This is a genomic window from Lentzea miocenica (assembly GCF_033949945.1).
Classification (GTDB): Bacteria; Actinomycetota; Actinomycetes; order Mycobacteriales; family Pseudonocardiaceae; genus Lentzea; species Lentzea miocenica.
On sequence record NZ_JAXAVW010000016.1, the window covers coordinates 1 to 17,246 of the forward strand.

The 17,246-nt window shown below is 67.5% G+C and carries 12 protein-coding genes; 6 read left to right on the forward strand and 6 right to left on the reverse strand.

Annotated features, from left to right (window positions below):
- The 3 genes from SK803_RS20280 to SK803_RS20290 all read right to left on the reverse strand — a co-directional run.
- Positions 1 to 673: DUF5753 domain-containing protein (locus tag SK803_RS20280; protein ID WP_319967600.1), on the reverse strand; the 673-nt coding region annotated here is incomplete at its 3' end.
- A 218-nt stretch (positions 674 to 891) separates the two neighbouring features.
- Complete coding sequence (locus SK803_RS20285) at positions 892 to 5,052, reverse strand: DUF4062 domain-containing protein (RefSeq protein WP_319967601.1); 4,161 nt, start codon at positions 5,050 to 5,052, stop codon at positions 892 to 894.
- 64 nt (positions 5,053 to 5,116) lie between these two features.
- Positions 5,117 to 5,896 carry a bestrophin-like domain gene (locus SK803_RS20290; protein WP_319967602.1) on the reverse strand — a complete coding sequence of 260 codons (780 nt, stop codon included), beginning with the start codon at positions 5,894 to 5,896 and terminating at the stop codon, positions 5,117 to 5,119.
- 264 nt (positions 5,897 to 6,160) lie between these two features.
- Here SK803_RS20290 and SK803_RS20295 point away from each other — a divergent pair, with 264 nt between their 5' ends.
- The 5 genes from SK803_RS20295 (at position 6,161) to SK803_RS20315 (ending at position 12,621) form a co-directional block, all read left to right on the forward strand.
- The gene (locus SK803_RS20295; protein WP_319967603.1) at positions 6,161 to 8,233 is read left to right on the forward strand and encodes a COG1470 family protein; all 2,073 of its coding nucleotides are present in this window, start codon (positions 6,161 to 6,163) and stop codon (positions 8,231 to 8,233) included.
- A gap of 74 nt (positions 8,234 to 8,307) precedes the next feature.
- On the forward strand, positions 8,308 to 8,862 hold the full coding sequence (locus tag SK803_RS20300) for an EF-hand domain-containing protein (protein WP_319967604.1): 555 nt from the start codon (positions 8,308 to 8,310) through the stop codon (positions 8,860 to 8,862).
- Between the two features lies 1 nt (position 8,863).
- A complete protein-coding gene (locus SK803_RS20305; protein ID WP_319967605.1) occupies positions 8,864 to 9,640 on the forward strand; it encodes a GNAT family N-acetyltransferase in 777 nt (258 codons plus the stop codon).
- 9 nt (positions 9,641 to 9,649) lie between these two features.
- Entirely contained in the window at positions 9,650 to 12,046 is a 2,397-nt protein-coding gene (locus SK803_RS20310) for an excinuclease ABC subunit UvrA (RefSeq protein WP_319967606.1), read from the forward strand.
- Between the two features lie 17 nt (positions 12,047 to 12,063).
- The gene (locus SK803_RS20315; protein ID WP_319967607.1) at positions 12,064 to 12,621 is read left to right on the forward strand and encodes an EF-hand domain-containing protein; all 558 of its coding nucleotides are present in this window, start codon (positions 12,064 to 12,066) and stop codon (positions 12,619 to 12,621) included.
- A gap of 18 nt (positions 12,622 to 12,639) precedes the next feature.
- On the opposite strand, the gene SK803_RS20320 is transcribed toward SK803_RS20315, so the two are convergent.
- Positions 12,640 to 13,062, reverse strand: a complete 423-nt coding sequence (locus SK803_RS20320; RefSeq protein WP_319967608.1) for an SRPBCC family protein — start codon at positions 13,060 to 13,062, stop codon at positions 12,640 to 12,642.
- 272 nt (positions 13,063 to 13,334) lie between these two features.
- Positions 13,335 to 14,465, reverse strand: coding sequence for a Glu/Leu/Phe/Val dehydrogenase dimerization domain-containing protein (locus SK803_RS20325; protein WP_319967609.1), 1,131 nt, complete (start codon positions 14,463 to 14,465; stop codon positions 13,335 to 13,337).
- 92 nt (positions 14,466 to 14,557) lie between these two features.
- On the opposite strand from SK803_RS20325, the gene SK803_RS20330 reads away from it, so the two are divergent.
- Complete coding sequence (locus SK803_RS20330) at positions 14,558 to 16,054, forward strand: APC family permease (protein ID WP_319967610.1); 1,497 nt, start codon at positions 14,558 to 14,560, stop codon at positions 16,052 to 16,054.
- Here the strand turns inward: SK803_RS20330 and rho are convergent.
- Positions 16,035 to 16,985 carry a transcription termination factor Rho gene (gene rho / locus SK803_RS20335; protein WP_319967611.1) on the reverse strand — a complete coding sequence of 317 codons (951 nt, stop codon included), beginning with the start codon at positions 16,983 to 16,985 and terminating at the stop codon, positions 16,035 to 16,037. The genes SK803_RS20330 and rho overlap by 20 nt on opposite strands.
- Between the last annotated feature and the right edge of the window lie 261 nt (positions 16,986 to 17,246).

The window sequence follows — 17,246 nt, forward strand, 5'->3', positions numbered from 1 at the left end:
ACTCCCTTGATTCTTCCCTACTCAGCGCGATGCGGTCCATCATCTTCAGCGCCTCCTGGTAGATCCCGATCGACACCTTGTCTTCGAGAAACAGCGCCGAGTTCAAGTTGGCCCTGTAGACCAGCGGCTCGAACTTCTCGAACTTCAACAGGCTGAAGTCACCTGTCAGGGCGCGCCCCGCGGGAAGGATCCGCATGCCGATGTACGGCCGGACCGACATGCGTACCAACTCGTGCAGTTGCTCAGCCAGCACATCGGCACCACCGACAGGCGAGCGCAGCACTGGCTCATAAAGGTAGAAGACGAACTTCTTGTGCCCCGCCACGATGCCGCGTCGTTCCATCCGGGCCGCGACCCACTCGGGAACCTCCTCTGGCTCGATGAACGGAGAGTCCTCGGCCACGGCGCGTGCGTACAGCTCGGTTTGCAGCAGACCCGGTATGTACAACGAACTCCAGTGCACGATCTCCTTCGCGATCCGCTCATGCTGGACCAGGGTCCGGACGTGAGCGGGCAACACCGAGTCGAAGATCTGCAGCCAGCCTTTCTCCCTCGACTCCAGGAAGAAGCGTTTCATAGAGTCGAACTCGTCCGACCCGACGCCGCACATACCGAGCAAGAAGGCGAACTCATCAAGCGAGGTCCCGCCCTTGCCGTTGACGAGATCTGACATCTTGGCGTGCTCCCACCCGAGCTTTCGTGCCAGCTCGGACTCCAGCAGCCCGGTACTCCGGATGAGCTCGCGCAGGCGCTCACCGAACTCACGTCCTTGCACAGTGGACACTCTCTTTGGCATGCCAAGGAAATTAGCGCCACCGCTCCCCTCAGCTCCAAATTTTCGGACCCAAAATGACCTGAAAGAAGCAGACGTAGAAGGGTTCTACAGAATTCCTAAGGCCACCAGCGCGCGACATCGTCAACCACAGTTGCGACGTCGGCAACGGCCTCCATTCCCACGGCGCACGCGACGTGCCGGGCCCCGGCCGCCAGCACGACCATCGCGCCAGGCCTCCCGAGGTCGGCGAAGAGCTCCCGCAGCGGCCCGATCGGGGACTCGCGCCACGACTCCGCGTCCGGCTCGACCGCACCGAGCACCGCCTCACGCATGCGTGCTTTCGTCCCGTCCTGCAGGTGACTGACGCTCTGCAGCATCTTGACCAGAAGTGATGCGTCCGCCTGCCTGGCGAGGGCACCGAAGTCGGCGTCCGGTTTCATCACGAACTTCCGCAAGTCGATCGTGGCATGCGCAAGCAGGTCCGCTTTCAGCTCAGCCGACAGCGAGGGCAGAACGGCGGCCAGCGCCTCGACCTTCAGTGGCCACTGCAACAGCCATTCGAGCTCCGGTTCCGTCATCGTCCGTGCCAGCGCACCGGTGGTCGGGGCATCCAGCTCGGCGAAGTCCTCTTGGGACAGAAACTGCATCACTCCGCATTTCAGGCGCGCGGCGATCGTCGCCGTCGGCAGGGCACGGTAGGGCGGAGGCAGTTCCACGGCCTGCTCGAACGCCTTACGGATCTCCTTCTCCTTCTCCAGGTGCGGCGCGCCGACGGCGAGGAACCTGGAGTACACGCGCTCGTCGCAGTTCTTCACCGCCTTCACCGCTGCCCGCCAATGCTTGTCGGACAACGACCCCGGCGGTGCGAGAGCGGCCCACACGTCGAGCGCCACGTCCGGATAGCTGACCGAGAACGTGTCGAGCAGCCGGGTCAGCACCTCGTCGTCGGTCAGCACCGGGCGCACCGCCGCCAGTCTCGCCACGAAGCCGTGGTCCCAGGCTTCCGGCCGAAGCGGAAGGTGCGCCACGGCCTCCCGCAGCATCCCCAGTGCGATCAGCACGTCCGCACGGCCCGGTCCCGCGCAGGTTTCCAGCAGTTCCAACGCCCGTGCCGTGAGCGCCGGGCGGTCGGAGCGGAACCCCTGCCCTGCCAGCGCGGCGATCGCGGCGGCTCGGGGCTGTTCGTCGCCGACGCGTTGCATGACCCGCAGGGCCAGCTCCAGCTCCTCCTGGTCCAGTGGTCCTTCGGTGAGCGCGTCGAGCACCGCCAACCGGTGTTCCGGCAGTTCGCATTCCGCGGCGAGTGCCAGCGCGGCCAGCCGCTCCTCGTGGTTGAGCCTGGGCGCGACCAGCTTGAGCACCTCTGCCCGCCGCCAGTCACGATGGCGCGCCGCGGTCGCGATCGCCTCCGCGCCGGACCGCGCGTTGCCGACGTGCGGCGTGAGCAGCTCGAGAGTCTCGGCACGTTTGTGATCGTCCGAGGAACCTTCCGGTGGCAGGGCGCGCAACGCTTCTGGTGCCAGCTCGGGACGTGCTCGCACCAGCGCGGCGAGGGCGAGGGCACGTGCACCAGGCAGGTTGCGCGGATCGATGCCGCGGGCGATGCGCACCGCGATGTCGACCGCGTCGCCTTCGAGGAACTCCGAAAGCCCCTCCAGCTTCAACGCCGTCGTCCAGTCCCGAGACCGCGCCACGTGCTCCAGCACCCTCCGCAGCAGCGACTGCCGACGAGTGGTGTCCATCGCATCGAACAACGGCCGCACCGGAACGCGTGCGGGGTCGGGTGCGTTGAGTCCATAGAGGACGTCGACCAGGTATTCGTCGACGTATGCCGGTTCAAGGCCATCACGCACCAGCCGTGTGACGAGAGCGTCCTGGAGGATGTGGAAGCCCGGTGCCGGCGGCAGCGCCATCAGCGTTCGCAGCGTGGCCACGGACACGTGCGGTACGAGGGCGGGCAGCACCCTGGCGTACCGTTGCCACGGATCCCGGATCTCCAGTGCCGACGCCACACACCGGTCGAGCTGCTCTTCGTCCAACGCCCCGGCGAGCGTCACCCAGATCCACGACTGGGCCGGAGAGTTCGGGTCGAGCGCGAGTGGCAGCAGCTCCTCGACCTTCGCGGTGCGGTCCTCGGCCGGCAGGCGGGGCAGCAGAAGTCCCGCCACCACGTGGTTCCGGCCGGTCTTCAACGGAGAGACCAGGTCCCACAGCCCAGCTGCATCCTCTTCGGACAGACAATGCTTCCCGTTGGGGTAGCGGGCCTGCAACAGTGCTTCGAGCAGGTCCATCCTGACGTTGCGGTCCCGCACCGCCCGGATGCGGCCGATCGCGAGCTTGGGCCACCACAGCCGGCTCTCGACCAACGCGCGCAGCAGGTTCGGCGTGATGTTCGCGGTGAGCGACTCGACGCTGGCCTCCATCAGGGCGCAGGCGATCTCGCGGACCACAGCCCTGGACGACCTGCCGGCGTTGATCTCCTGATCCGCCTCGCGAACGGCGAGCCGCCGTGCATGAGCGAGGTCTTCGCGATACTCGTTGAGCGCGCCGTGCTTGTCGTGCACTGAGAACCACAGGTTGCTCGTACCGTCTTCCAACGCCAGCAGGCGATACACGTCCTCCTGCCTGCCCGCATTCTCCAGGTGCACGACCAGGTTGCGCAGCCCGTAGCCGTCGTCGAGCGACTTCAACGCCGCGTCGGAAGGCCAGTAGTGGCGCACGATCCGCAGGTGGGTGTCGTGCGCGGCCGTCCGCAGCTGGTCGATCCGGGTGAAGTCGCCCGTCATGTCGTCCTGCGGCCGTTGGCCGGTGAAGTAGTTGCGGAGGCTGTCGTGGTCGACGCTGTACAACGGGTCGTCCGCCTTCGTGATCTGCACGAAGTTGCGCAGCGGCCCCGTCATGAGCGCGCGCACCTGCACTTTGTCCTCGACACCGGCCAGCGTGACCAGCGTGTCGAGGTCGACTGGCTCGGCGGTGCAGGCGAGCGTGCTGATCGCGGGCAGTGCGGCGGCGAAGTGCGATCCGGCCAGCTCGTCGAATGTCCGGCTGTAGAACGACCACAGGCCCAGTGGCAGGTTCGGCACCTCCTCCGGATCGATCGTGCCGTCCCGGATGCCGTCGAGCACGCGGCTCAGGTAGACCCACACGCCGGCACACTTCCGCACCAGCGTCTCGGTGAAGGTCGCCTTGTCCTTGACCCTGTCGCTCAGCAGCGCGTCGGTCCGCAGCACCGCTTCGATGTGGTTGCGCACGTCGACGAGCGCCTCCGGGCCGTACGGATCGATCACCGTCCGGCCGTACCGCCGGTCGCGACCGGCGCCGATCACCTCGAAACCCTCCCGCATCGCGGCGACCACGTACACACCGTCCGGGAGTGCGGCGGGCAGCCCGAACGGCATCGGACGCACGTCGTCCGCCTGCTCCAGGCCGTCGACGAGCAGGACCACCTGGTCCTTCTCGTCCTTCGCCGCGGCCGCCTGTGCCAGCACCTCCGCGAACAGGCCGGTCTCGCGCACCTCCGTCGTACGCAGTTCGTCCAGCTCGTAGCGGTCGATGAGCTGGTCGGCGAGTCGTTGCAACGCCACGGCGGTCGACCGGCTCTGCCGCTCGTCCGAGACGACGTGGGTGGCCCAGCCGTGTGTCTTCGCGAGGTGCGCGATCAGCGTCGACTTGCCGACACCCGTCTTGCCCTCGATGAAGAAGTAGCCGCTGGGGCCGCCCTTCAGGAACTCGTCGATCTTGCCGGTGAGCCAGTCGCGCGGGGTGAAGTCGACCGGCGTGCGCACGCCGCGCAGACTCCTGAGCCGCAGAGCCCGGGCCCGGTGGGCCTCGATCCTGTCCCGCGACTCCAGCAGCGCGTGGTACAGCTTGAGCTCCAGCTCGTCCGGCGTCTGGAACGTCATGTGGATCGCCGGCACACCCTTTACCTTGCGCCGGAATTCCAGCTGCTTCTTGTCGGGCACCTTGCCGTCCGGCTTCAGCTGGAGCAGTAGCACCCGGTACTTGTCCAGCCGCGTGGCCGTGTCGAACTCGTGCTCGGTGTAGGACACGTCGCGGCCGGTCACCTGTGTGCCGTAGTCGAACCCGATGATCCCGACGTAGATGTCCGCGTCGGCTACCTTCTCGGCGTCGTAGTAGGCCGGTTCCAGGTCCACCGCCGGGTACTCCGCCATCTCCACGCTCAGCCAGCCTGCTCGCCGCAGCGCGCTGTTCGCGGCGTCGACGAACCCGCCGTCGGTGAGCTCGGAGGTGTGGCTGAGGAACGCGCTGTGGATCACGCGACCGATCTTCCACCGAACGGGGCCAAATGGAGTAGTCAATTCGTGGCCAACTTCTGGCCAATCACGGACTCTGGTCGGCGGGTATGCCGGCGAGTTCCTCACTAACGCTCGTGAACGCCTCCGGCTCAACCCGCAACATCCCGGTGAACGGCTGCGTCATCCCGGCGCACAACACACACACGAACGCCAATACCGCCGCAGTGAGGCTCAACTGCAGAACGTGCCGCACGCGCGAAGTGAACCCGATCAGCAACGGGAACAGGATCATCCCCACCGCGCCCGTGATGGTCCCGATCAGCATCAGCTTGCCGGTGTTGTCCAACCCACCGGCCTGATCCAGCCGATCGCGCCGCAGGTCCGTGATCTCCCGCAACCGCTCCAGCGACCGTTCGCGCGCGCTCTTCACCTGATCCGGCGAGGCAGGCAGCGACAGGATCTCCGAGTGCAACGAGTTCAGCGTCGACGTGGTGCGTTCGTCCGACTCCCCCACCGCCAGGCGCGCCCATTCCTTGTCCGCCACCAGTTTCGGGTACTCGGCGAGCAGCGAGCGAATGTGATCACGTTGCGGCTGCGGCATCACGGACGTTTGCCAGTAGGCGTCGGCGATGGCGGCGGCCTCGTGGGCGGCGTTGTCCTCGGCGGAGCCGTTCTCCTCCCACACGATCACCACGTAGAACGCCAGGGCGACGATGAACAGGCCGCTGATCACCGCGCCGAGGAAGCCGCGCGAGTCAGCGTCGCGGTCGTCGGACTGTTCGTGCGCACGGGAGCGCCCGAGCAGAAGGCAGGCGACGGCCGTGACGACCATCGACGCGACGACGACTACAAAAGCGGTCCACATGGCCTCAATCTCCCCACAGCGGCCACCGTTTGACCACCAACACCACGCTTCTCGGCGGTCTCACCCGCCCATCAAGAGCAACGGCGGGTGGATCAAGCACACAGCAGGTCCACATCGGATCCCGGCGGCGAACCCTTTGACACGAATGGGAGAACCGCACTGCCACAGTCCTCAACGGAGAGTGAGCGGGCGCTGATCGACTGGCGGTGACAACGCCGCCTCAGCGTGCCAACCTGTGCGCCGACCCCGACCGAGAGGCGTGGCATGCGCGTCCCGATCCTGATCGCCGTTGTGCTGCTGGTTCCGCTGCTCGCCCCAGGTCCACAGGTCGCCGCGGCCGAGGTCTGGCACACCCAGTTCAACGAGGCGGTGTACGGAGACGTCTCGGTCGTCGGCAACGCCGTGCTGACCTGCCCGACCCCCGAACAGGCGGGACCCGACCCGAAGTACCCGCAACGATCCTGTGTGGACGCCCAGAACCGCCAGGGCCACGGCCCGTCCGCGCAGAACAACGCTCACCGGATGTCCTACGCCGACGTCGACAACAACCCGGCGACGTACAACTCCTCCAGCGCACAGCTGCAGATCCCCACTGGAGCAACGGTCGCCTACGCCAAGCTGGGCTGGGCCGGCAACGCGACCTGCCGCGACGCCCAACCACCACCCGGCAAGCCGCAGGACCCGGTCACCCTGAACGGCACGAGCATCAGCCCCGGCCAGTTCGCCATCGACTCGCCGGACGACCTCTCCCACACCGACAACGCCTTCTACAGCGCCGAAGCCGACGTCACCCCGCACGTCGGAAGCGGGACCGTCACCGTCGGCAACGTCTGGGCGCCCCAAGGCTTCGACTGCTTCGGCGGCTGGTCGCTGACCGTCGTCTGGAAGTTCGCCGGCCCCACCGCGGCCGCACCCGCCCGCAGGCACGTCTCGGTGCACGGCGGGCACGTCCGCCTGCCCACGAAGGCCCCGGCCATCCGCACCCCGATCGCGCCCACGCACCCCGCGGGCGGGACGATCCGGCTCGGCATCACCGCGTACGAGGGCGACTGGGCCACGGACGGCGACCAGATGCTGGTCAACGACAGCTCGATCGCCGGCCGCAACGCGTTCGTCTCGAACGCACAGGGTGCGGTACAACCCAGCAATCCCAACAACATGAGCGTCGACGCACGCACGTTGACCCTCACCGACGGCGTGCTCAAGCCCGGCACCAAGAGCGCCGAGCTGGCGTTCAAACGAGCCGACGACGCGTTCCTGATCCAGAGCATCGCCTGGTCGTTCCCGCTGCCCGAACTGACCCTGGCCGTCGACCCCGAACAGCCCGCCGCGCATCCCAAGGACAACGTCGCGCAAACGGCGACCGTCACGAACGTCGGTGACGCCCCGGCCGCGAACGTGTCCGTGTGCGGCCAGAACATCGGCACGATCGCCGCGAAGGCCAAGGCCACCCGCACGTGCACCTCGCTGGCCGCCGACGACGACTACCCGGCCACCGTCACCGCGAGCGGCACCAGCCTCGCCGGTGACCCGATGTCGATCCACCTGACGTCGGCCGTCGACGTGCTGCACCCGGCGTTGCGCGCGACCACCGCGACGGACCCGCTGACCGCGCTGCCGGGCCAGGCCGTCAGGTTCACGACGACCGTCACGAACAGCGGCGACACCCCGCTCTACAGCCTCAGCGGCCGAGCCCGGGGCGGGTGCGCTCCCATGCAGGGCCGGCTCGACCCCGGCGCGACCTCCACGGTGGACTGCACGGCTCCCGCTGGCGACGAGTCCGGGGCGCTGACCTCCACCGTCTCCGCGGCCGACAAGATCGGCGGCAAGGTCGAGGCGTCCGCGTCCGTGCAGGTCAAGGTGATCTACCCACGACTGACCATCACCGCACTCTGGTCGAAGGACCGCGCGGAGGACGGCGAGCTCGTCACGGTCACGATCACCGTCGGCAACCCGTCCGAGTACCCGATCAGCGACGTCGAGGTCGGCGGCGAACCCGCCGCGTGCCGGCGCGCCTTCCCCGCACTTCAACCCAGGGAACGGATCACCTACACGTGCCAGGTCGCCGCTCCGGTGAACTCCCGGTTGACGGTGTCGGGCGCGGGTGCCGGGCAGGCGATCAGCGAGAGCGCCGTCCTGCGGATCGCATCGGCGACCACACCGCTGCCGCCCGAGCCTCAAGAGCCTGCATCGACACCTGACGAACCAGCTCCTCCACGCCCGGTCGCGCACGTTCAGCAGGTGTCGAAACCGGCGATCGGTGGCGTCGCGGCGATAATCGGCGTGATCGGCATGGTGCTGGTCGCCAGCGCGATTTCCGGGCTGGGCCGGCGGTGAATCCTGAAACCGTTTGCGTTCCCGGTCAGGACAGAGGCGTGTTCCTCCAGTCCGGAATGCGGTAGAAGGACTTCATGGAGATCACCGCCTTCCTAGACCGCAAGCTGGCCCGCCGGTTCCGGACGTACGACTCCGACGGCGACGGGTTCATCGAGCGCGAGGACTTCACACAGGCGGGCGAGCGCACCACGAAGGCATTCGGGCTGGCGGGCGACGACCCGAAAGCGGTCAGGTTCCACACCACGCTGATCGGGCTGTGGGACCAGCTCTCCTCGGTCACCGACCAGGACCACGACGGGCGGATCAGTCTCGACGAGTACAAGAAGGCGTTCGCGAACGGGCTGCTGGAGACGCCCGAGTCGTTCGACGAGGGGTATGTCCCGTTTCTCGACGCGGTGATGGCGATCGCGGACGAGGACGGCGACGGCAGGCTCACGCTCGAAGAGCACGTGACGTGGACCGGCGCGTTGATGAACCTCTCGGAGGGTGACGCGCGCGGAATTCACGACCTGCTGTCCGATGAGGACGGGTTGTTGTCCACGCAGGCATTGCTGGACGCGATCCGCGAGTTCTACTTCTCCGAGGATCCCGCGGCCGCCGGAAACTGGCTGCTCGGGTCGTTGGACTGACGTGCTGCTCAAAACGCTGCAGGAATACGCGGCACGGGCCCAGCCCGCCGCCCACGTCGAGGAGGCCGGCGGCTGGTGGCTGCGGCACTCCCCCGGCGACGCCTGGTGGGTGAGCGCGGTGCTGCCGCACGACCGGGAGGACCGGGTCGCGCTCGCGGAGGAGTTCTGCGCCGAACGCGGGTCCGGGGTGCGGTTCCAGATCACGCCCGGCGTGTGCGCGGACGATCTGGACGCGCGGCTGGCCGACAGAGGCTACGAGCGGGGGCACACCATGTCCCTGCAGATCGCGTCGACCGCCGAGGTGCTGCGGCACGCCCAGGCCGACGCGGGCGCGGTCGAGACCCGGCCGACCGACAAGTGGCTGGCCGCGTGGCGCGCGGTGACCACGCGGGACGTCAGCGCCGAACGCGACCTGCTCAGCCGGGTCGAGCACCCCAGCGCGTACGCGTATGCCGAGGTGGACGGCGAAGTGGTGGCCGTCGGACGTGCGGTGGCCGAGAACGGCTGGGCGGGCGTGTTCGGGATGGCGACGCTGCCGCACGCACGGGGTCAAGGCGCCGCACGGTCGGTGCTCGCGGCGCTGGCGTCGTGGGCGGCCGCGAGAGAGGCCGACCGCATGTACCTGCAGATGGAGAAGCAGAACAGCAGCGCGTTCCGGCTGTACGAACGGACGGGGTTCCGCGAGGTGTGCACGTACCACTACCGAATCGGGCCACTTCCGGACTTTGGCGACAACCAATCAGGAATCAAGAAGGCAGGAGGGTGCCGCCCGAGCTAGTTTTGCGCCATGACCAGGACAGCACCGGCGGCGCACGATGCCGACGCCCACGATCTGATCCGCGTGCAGGGCGCGCGAGTGAACAACCTTCGCGACGTCGACGTCGAGATCCCGAAGCGCCGGCTGACGGTCTTCACCGGTGTCTCCGGTTCCGGCAAGAGCTCGCTGGTGTTCGGCACGATCGCCGCGGAGTCGCAACGGCTGATCAACGAGACCTACAGCGCGTTCATCCAGGGCTTCATGCCGACGCTGCCGCGCCCCGAGGTGTACCTGCTCGAAGGCATCACCACGGCGATCCTGGTGGACCAGCAGCGGATGGGCGCCGACCCGCGCTCGACCGTCGGCACCGCGACCGACGTCAACGCGATGCTGCGCATCCTGTTCAGCCGCCTCGGCGCCCCGCACATCGGCGGCCCGCAGGCGTTCTCGTTCAACGTCGCCTCGATCTCCGGCGCGGGTGCCGTGACGATCGAGAAGGGCGGCCAGAAGGTCAAGGAGCGGCGCGAGTTCTCCATCACGGGCGGCATGTGCCCGCGCTGCGAGGGCCGCGGCCAGGTCTCCGACATCGACATGACCGAGGTCTACGACGAGTCGAAGTCGATCCTCGAGGGCGCGATCAAGGTGCCCGGCTACAACGTCGACAACCAGTGGACCGTGCAGACGTTCGCGCAGTCCGGTTTCCTCGACCCGGCCAAGCCGATCCGCAAGTACACCAAGAAGGAACTGCACGACTTCCTGTACAGGGACCCGGTCAAGATCAAGGTCAACGGCATCAACCTGACCTACGAGGGCCTGATCCCGAAGCTGCAGAAGTCCATGCTGTCCAAGGACCGCGAGGCACTGCAGCCGCACATCCGGGCCTTTGTGGACCGCGCGGCGACGTTCGGCACCTGCCCCGACTGCGACGGCACGCGGCTCACCGAGGCCGCCAGGTCGTCCAAGATCAAGGGTGTGTCGATCGCGGACCTGTGCGACATGCAGATCACCGATCTGGCGGACTGGACCCGTGGCCTGAAGGAGAAGTCCGTCGCGCCGCTGGTGGACAAGCTCGTGCACACCCTCGACTCGTTCGTCGAGATCGGTCTCGGCTACCTGTCGCTGAACCGGCCCGCGGGCACGTTGTCCGGCGGTGAGGCGCAGCGCGTGAAGATGATCCGGCACCTCGGATCCGCGTTGACCGACGTGACGTACGTGTTCGACGAGCCGACCATCGGGCTGCACCCGCACGACATCGAGCGGATGAACAACCTGCTGCTCCGGTTGCGGGACAAGGGGAACACCGTTCTCGTCGTCGAGCACAAGCCCGAGACGATCGCGATCGCGGACCACATCGTCGACCTCGGGCCCGGCGCGGGCCGCAACGGCGGCACGATCTGCTACGAGGGCACGCTGGAGGGGTTGCGCAAGAGCGACACCGTGACCGGGCGGCACCTCGACGACCGCGCCCAGCTGAAGACCGAGGTCCGCAAGTCCAACGAGGTGCTGGAGATCCGCGGCGCTTCGACGAACAACCTGCGTGACGTCGACGTGGACATCCCGCTCGGCGTGCTGACGGTGATCACGGGTGTGGCGGGCTCCGGCAAGTCGTCGTTGATCCACCAGTCGATGCCCCGTGACGCCGGTGCGATCGTCGTGGACCAGACGCCGATCAAGGGCTCGCGGCGGTCGAACCCCGCGACCTACACCGGGTTGCTGGAGCCGATCCGCAAGGCGTTCGCCAAGGCCAACGGCGTGAAGCCCGCCCTGTTCAGCGCGAACTCCGAGGGCGCGTGCCCGAACTGCAACGGCGCGGGCGTGGTGTTCACCGATCTCGGCATCATGGCGACGATCGAGTCCCCCTGCGACGTGTGCGAGGGCAAGCGGTTCGACCAGGCCGTGCTGGAGTTCAAGTTCGGCGGGCGCGACATCTCCGAGGTGCTCGCGATGCCGGTGTCCGAGGCCGTCGAGTTCTTCGGTTCCGGCGAGGCGAAAACCCCCGCGGCGCACGCGATCCTGTCGCGACTGGCCGACGTCGGCCTGGGCTACCTGTCGCTGGGTCAGCCGCTGACCACGTTGTCCGGTGGCGAGCGGCAGCGGCTGAAGCTGGCGACGCACATGGCGGACAAGGGCGGCATCTACGTCCTGGACGAGCCGACCACCGGCCTGCACCTGGCCGACGTCGAGCAGCTGCTCGGCCTGCTGGACCGGCTGGTCGAGTCGGGCAAGTCGGTGATCGTGATCGAACACCACCAGGCCGTGATGGCGCACGCCGACTGGATCATCGATCTCGGTCCCGGCGCTGGTCACGACGGCGGCAAGGTCGTGTTCGAGGGCACGCCCGCTGAGCTGGTGGCCGGCCGGTCGACGCTGACCGGCGAACACCTGGCGGACTACGTGGGTGCCCCGGCCCGCCGCAAGAAGCGCTGACGAGGTACTAAGAGGGCATGCACATCACGTCGTTCCTGGATCGCAAGCTCACCCGCAGGTTCGAGACCTACGACAGCGACCAGGACGGGTTCATCGAACGCTCGGACTTCGAACGCGCCGGTTCCCGTACCACGGCGGCGTTCGGCCTGAGCGACGACGACCGCCGGGCGAGGCGCTTCCACGAGCACCTGCTGGGTGTGTGGGACCACCTCATCGCCGTGACGGACACCAACGACGACGACCGCATCAGCCTCACCGAGTACAAGGCGGCGTTCGCCCGGCAGCTGCTGGAACGGCCGGAGTCGTTCGACGACAGCTACCTGCCCTTCCTCGACGCCCTGATGGCCGTCGCCGATCACGACGGCGACGGCCACCTCGGGGTGGACGAGTACGTGCGGTGGAGCGGCGCGTTGATGAACCTGCCGCCCTCCGACGCCCGCGTCGTGCACGCCCGGCTCGATCACGACGGTGACGGTCTGATCAGCAGTGACGACCTGCTGGCCGCGATCAGGGCGTACTACTTCTCGGAGGACCTCGACGGTCCCGGCGCGTGGCTGTTCGGCCCGCTGGACTGACCGTGCGGGTGCGCGGTTTCAGGAGCGCTCGGCGAACTTCCTGATCGTCTCGGCCTCGGTCTCGACGTACTGCCTGGCCAGCTTCTTCGTGAACAGCCAGCCGATCCCGCCCAGCGGGCCGGAGATGCCCACGGTGAGGGTGAGCCGGGTGCCGTCCGGATGCGGCTCGACGAGGTGCGAGGCGACACCGGTGACACCGGGCGCCTTCTGCTCCCAGGTGTACGACTTCCCGTCGGTCAGCTCGGTGACCGTCCACACCGCCTCCGGCAGCTTGGGCTGCCGCAACCGGGTGCGGGAGCCGACGGCCAGCGGTCCGGCGTCGAGGCGCTCCACCTCGTCGACCGTCGGGATCCGCTCCGGCCAGCGCTCGACGTCGATCAGCACCGCCCAGACCCGCTCCGGTGGGGCCGCGATCGTGATGACGTGCTGGAAACCAGCCATGCGCCAAGTCTACGGCTCAGCACGTCGCCAAAGTTCTGTCCGTTACGCGCCAAGGGGCTGCGGCTTGGCCCTGATGGCGTCTGCAAGTACCGCCAACTCAACATCAACAGGCACTGTTCTACTACCAACAGCCCACTCGGGCCTGCCGGCTCGGGAGTCCGCGAACAGGTTGGGTGTAGTTGGGGGCGATTCGATCAAGTGTTGGTGGTACTTGCAGACGCTTGTCGGCACCAGCGGGCCAGAGAATTCGGACAAGACTTCTGGCCAGGTGCTCAGAACCGCTGTTCGATCTCCTTCACCGCGGTGGCCGCGATTTCGGCGGCTGCCTTGCGGGGTGAAGGCGCGTCGACGATCTTCGCGACGAGCTTGCGCATGTTCGTGCCGATCTTGTCGAACGCCGACTCGGCGGTGGCCTCGATGTCGCCGAACAACGTCCACCACCACCAGGAGTTCGTGGCGGAGTTCGCGACGACGTCCGGGATGATCAGCGCGTCGATCTGTTCCTCGGCCTCCCGGGTGACCGGCATGTTCGCGGCTTCGACGATCAGCTTGGCGCGCACGGACTTCGCGTTGTCCTGGTTGATCGCGTAACTCGTGGCGGCCGGGACCAGCACGTCCGCCTCGACGTCGAGCCACTTGTCGCGGTCCAGCTGGACGTCCGTGTCGCGGAGTTTCGCCCGGTCGATGCCGCCGTGCGAATCCCGGGACAGCAAAAGGGTTTCCACGTCGAGACCGGCAGGGTTGGCTACGACCCCGTGGACATCCGCGAGCCCGACGATCTTGACGCCGGCCAGGGCGAGGTAGCGGGCGGTGGCGCCACCCATCGAGCCGAAGCCCTGGACGAACGCGGTGGGGCTCGGCAGGTTCAGGTGCTCGATGCCGGCGAGCGCCGCTTCCGCCACGCCGTAGCCGCCGACGAGTTCGTCCAGGCTCACTCCGTCGACGGTGACCGCGAAGGCGTCCGCAAGGCGTTGGCGAGCCTTCTCCTCGTCGTCCAGCAGCGGGTAGACGGCCTGGATCGACGACTGCAGGCCGATCTTCTCGATCGCCCTGTCGATCGTGGACTGCCGGAGCCCGAGGTCCTCCCCCATCGTCCAGAACCGTTCGATGTAAGGCGACATGGCGAACAGGTAGGCCACGAGGACCTCTTCCGCCCGCGGGTCGTAGGGGTCGAAGTCGATGCCGCCCTTGGCGCCGCCGAGCGGCACGTAGCGCGCCTCGGGGTCGTAGTTGAGGGCTTCCTTGGCGGTCATCCCCTCGGCCAGCCCGCGCACCTCGTCGAGCGTGCAGCCCTCGCGCATGCGCAGTCCCCCGCTGCTCACCCCGCGCACGAGCCGGTCGATGACCAGGTAGCCGCGCGCCCGCGTGGCCGGATCGGTCCAGGTGACCTGGAGAAAACTCATCGAACACACCCCCTTGACTTCAGCGTATGACCGCGGTCACATGGTCCGTCCAAATAACTGACTGACGGATCAGTTAACCATCTGGAGGGCCCGTGAGCGAGGTACAGCCTCTCAGCGGCAACTGGCTCGGCGAACGCACCCACCTGCGCAAGTCGCTGCGCCGCGTGGACGTGACGTTCTACCTGCTCTGCACCCTCGTCGGCCTGGACACGATCGGCAGCGTCGCCGCCAACGGGCCCCAGGGCCTCGTCTGGATGGTGATCCTGGCGGTGGTGTTCTTCCTGCCGTACGGGTTCCTGACCACCGAACTGGGCACGGCGTTCCCGATCGAGGGCGGGCCCTACGTGTGGACCAAGCTCGCGTTCGGACGTCTCGCCGCCGGGGTGAACCAGGTCCTCTACTGGCTGTCCAATCCACTGTGGATGGGCGGCACGCTGGCGATCATCGCGGTGACGACGTTCGAGACGTTCTTCGTGGAGTTGGGACTCGTCGGCAAGTACGTCGCCGGGCTGGCGTTCATCTGGATCGGCGTTCTGGCTGTTGCCGCCTCCTTGCGGATCGGCAAGTGGGTCCCGATCGCGGGTGCGTTCGCCCGAATCGTGCTGCTGGGGTTCTTCACGCTGTCCGTGGTCGTCTACGCGTTCAAGAACGGTGTGCAACCGTTGTCCGGCGGGGATTTCGTGCCAACCTGGGCGGGTTTCGTGGCGTTGGTACCGGTGCTGATCTTCAACTACGTCGGCTTCGAACTGCCCTCGACCGCGACCGAGGAGATGACCGATCCGCAGAAGACCGTGCCGTTCGCGATCCTGCGGGCGGGCATCGCGTCGTTCCTGCTGTACGGCGGGCCGATTCTCGGGATCCTGCTGGTGGTTCCGGCCTCTCAGATCCAGGGCCTGGGCGGGTTCATCGACGCCGCCAAGCAGGTCCTGACCGTCTACGGCGGATCCGTTGCCGCCGACGGGACCGTGACCCTGACGGGTGTGGGAGCCGTTCTCGGGTCCGTCTGCGCGGCCGGTCTGATCATCGGCGTGCTGACGTCCGGCGTCTCCTGGGCGATCGGCGCACACCGGGCGCAGGCCGTGGCCTGTGCGGATGGTGCGGGGCCCGCGTACCTGGGCCGGCTTTCCTCGCGGCACGGCACGCCGATCCGCGTGAACGTTCTTTCCGGACTGCTGGCTTCGGTGGTGCTGGTGACAGCTCTGAACCTGACGGGCGGGAACTCCGAGAAGTACTTCACCGCCGGGCTGGCGCTGGTGATCTCGACGACGTTCATCAGCTACCTGCTGACGTTCCCGTCGATGCTGGTGCTGCGCCGCCGCCTGCCGGACGCGCCACGTCCGTTCCGGGCACCTTTCGCGGTGCTGACAACCGTTCTGACGACCGGCCTGGTCGCGTTCACCGTCGTGGTGCTGATCTGGCCGCTCGACCTGCCCTCGGCATTCGCCGGCGAGCGAACGGCCTACACGCTGTCGCAGGTGGTTCCGCTGCTGATCGTGATCGCCATCGGCTTCCTGTTCTACGCGCTGGGTGCGCCCACGCGTGCGCTGGACCGGGAAGTGCGGCGGGAGGTCACCTCGACATCTGCATGAGGAACTCGGCGTTGCTCTGGGTCTTGCGCAGCCCTTCGAGAAGCACGTCGATCTCGCGGTCGGCCATGGCCCGGCGCATCGTGTCGGTGATGGCGAGTTCGTGCGGGGAGACCAGCAGCTCCGCCTTGCGGGTGCTGGACTGGTGCAGATCGACCGCGGGGTAGATGCGCTTCTGCGCCGCCTTGCGGTCGAGCTTCAACTCGGCGTTGCCGGTGCTCTTGAGCTCCTCGAAGATCGCCGTGTCGGCCAGCGACCCGGTCTCGACGAGCGAGGTGGCGAAGATCGTGAGACTGCCGCCGTCCTCGATGTTCCTGGCCGCACCGAGGAACTGCTTGGGCGGCGTCAACGCCCTGGCGTCGATGCCACCGCTGAGGATGCGGCCACCGTTGGGCTGCGCGAGGTTGTACGCACGCCCGAGCCTGGTCAGCGAGTCCAGCAGGATCACGACGTCCTGCCCGTCCTCGACCAGCCGCTTGGCCCGCTCGACAGCGAGCTCCGCGACCCGGATGTGCTCGTTGGGATGCTCGTCGAAAGTCGACGTGAACATCTCGCCGGGGATCGTGGCGCGCATGTCCGTGACCTCTTCCGGCCGTTCCCCGACGAGCGCGACGATCAGGTGGACCTCGGGGTTGTTCTTGGCAATCGCTTGCGCGATCTGTTGCAGCACAATGGTCTTGCCTGCCTTGGGCGGCGCGACGATCAGCGCCCGCTGCCCCTTGCCGATCGGCATGACCAGGTCGATGGTCCGGCTGGTCAGCTCGTCGGGGTCGTGCTCCAGCCGGAGCCTTTCGTTGGGGTAGAGCGGCGTCAGGTCCTGGAACCTGGGCCGCTTGTGCGGCTTGAGCCCGTTGACCGTGTCAACGCTGATGAGCTTGTCGTTCTCGGCCTCACCGCTGATCTGGTCACCGCGGCGCAGGTCGTGCTGCCTCACGAGACTCTGCGGCACCTGCGGCCCGTCAACGAGAAAAGCCTTGCTGTTACGTACGTCTAGTACACCGATGTGCATCGGGGACTGTCCTTTCAGGAGGGTTGTTTGAGACGCGCTTCATCGACTCCGCACACAGGGCGTGCCCTGCTGGAGGAGAGCGCTTGCAGATGCGTTCTGACGGCATCTGATGTAGGTCCGCCAGCGTGAGAAGCTGGGGGTGTGGGCTGCGGATTCAAGAGCGTCCAGCAGCTGGTCGGAACTTAC

Excerpts from the sequence above, each read along its gene's own strand:
- SK803_RS20290 (WP_319967602.1), bottom strand. The coding sequence starts at position 5,896 with ATGTGGACCGCTTTTGTAGTCGTCGTCGCGTCGATGGTCGTCACGGCC.
- SK803_RS20295 (WP_319967603.1), top strand. The coding sequence starts at position 6,161 with ATGCGCGTCCCGATCCTGATCGCCGTTGTGCTGCTGGTTCCGCTGCTC.
- SK803_RS20300 (WP_319967604.1), top strand. The coding sequence starts at position 8,308 with ATGGAGATCACCGCCTTCCTAGACCGCAAGCTGGCCCGCCGGTTCCGG.
- SK803_RS20310 (WP_319967606.1), top strand. The coding sequence starts at position 9,650 with ATGACCAGGACAGCACCGGCGGCGCACGATGCCGACGCCCACGATCTG.
- SK803_RS20315 (WP_319967607.1), top strand. The coding sequence starts at position 12,064 with ATGCACATCACGTCGTTCCTGGATCGCAAGCTCACCCGCAGGTTCGAG.
- SK803_RS20320 (WP_319967608.1), bottom strand. The coding sequence starts at position 13,062 with ATGGCTGGTTTCCAGCACGTCATCACGATCGCGGCCCCACCGGAGCGG.
- SK803_RS20325 (WP_319967609.1), bottom strand. The coding sequence starts at position 14,465 with ATGAGTTTTCTCCAGGTCACCTGGACCGATCCGGCCACGCGGGCGCGC.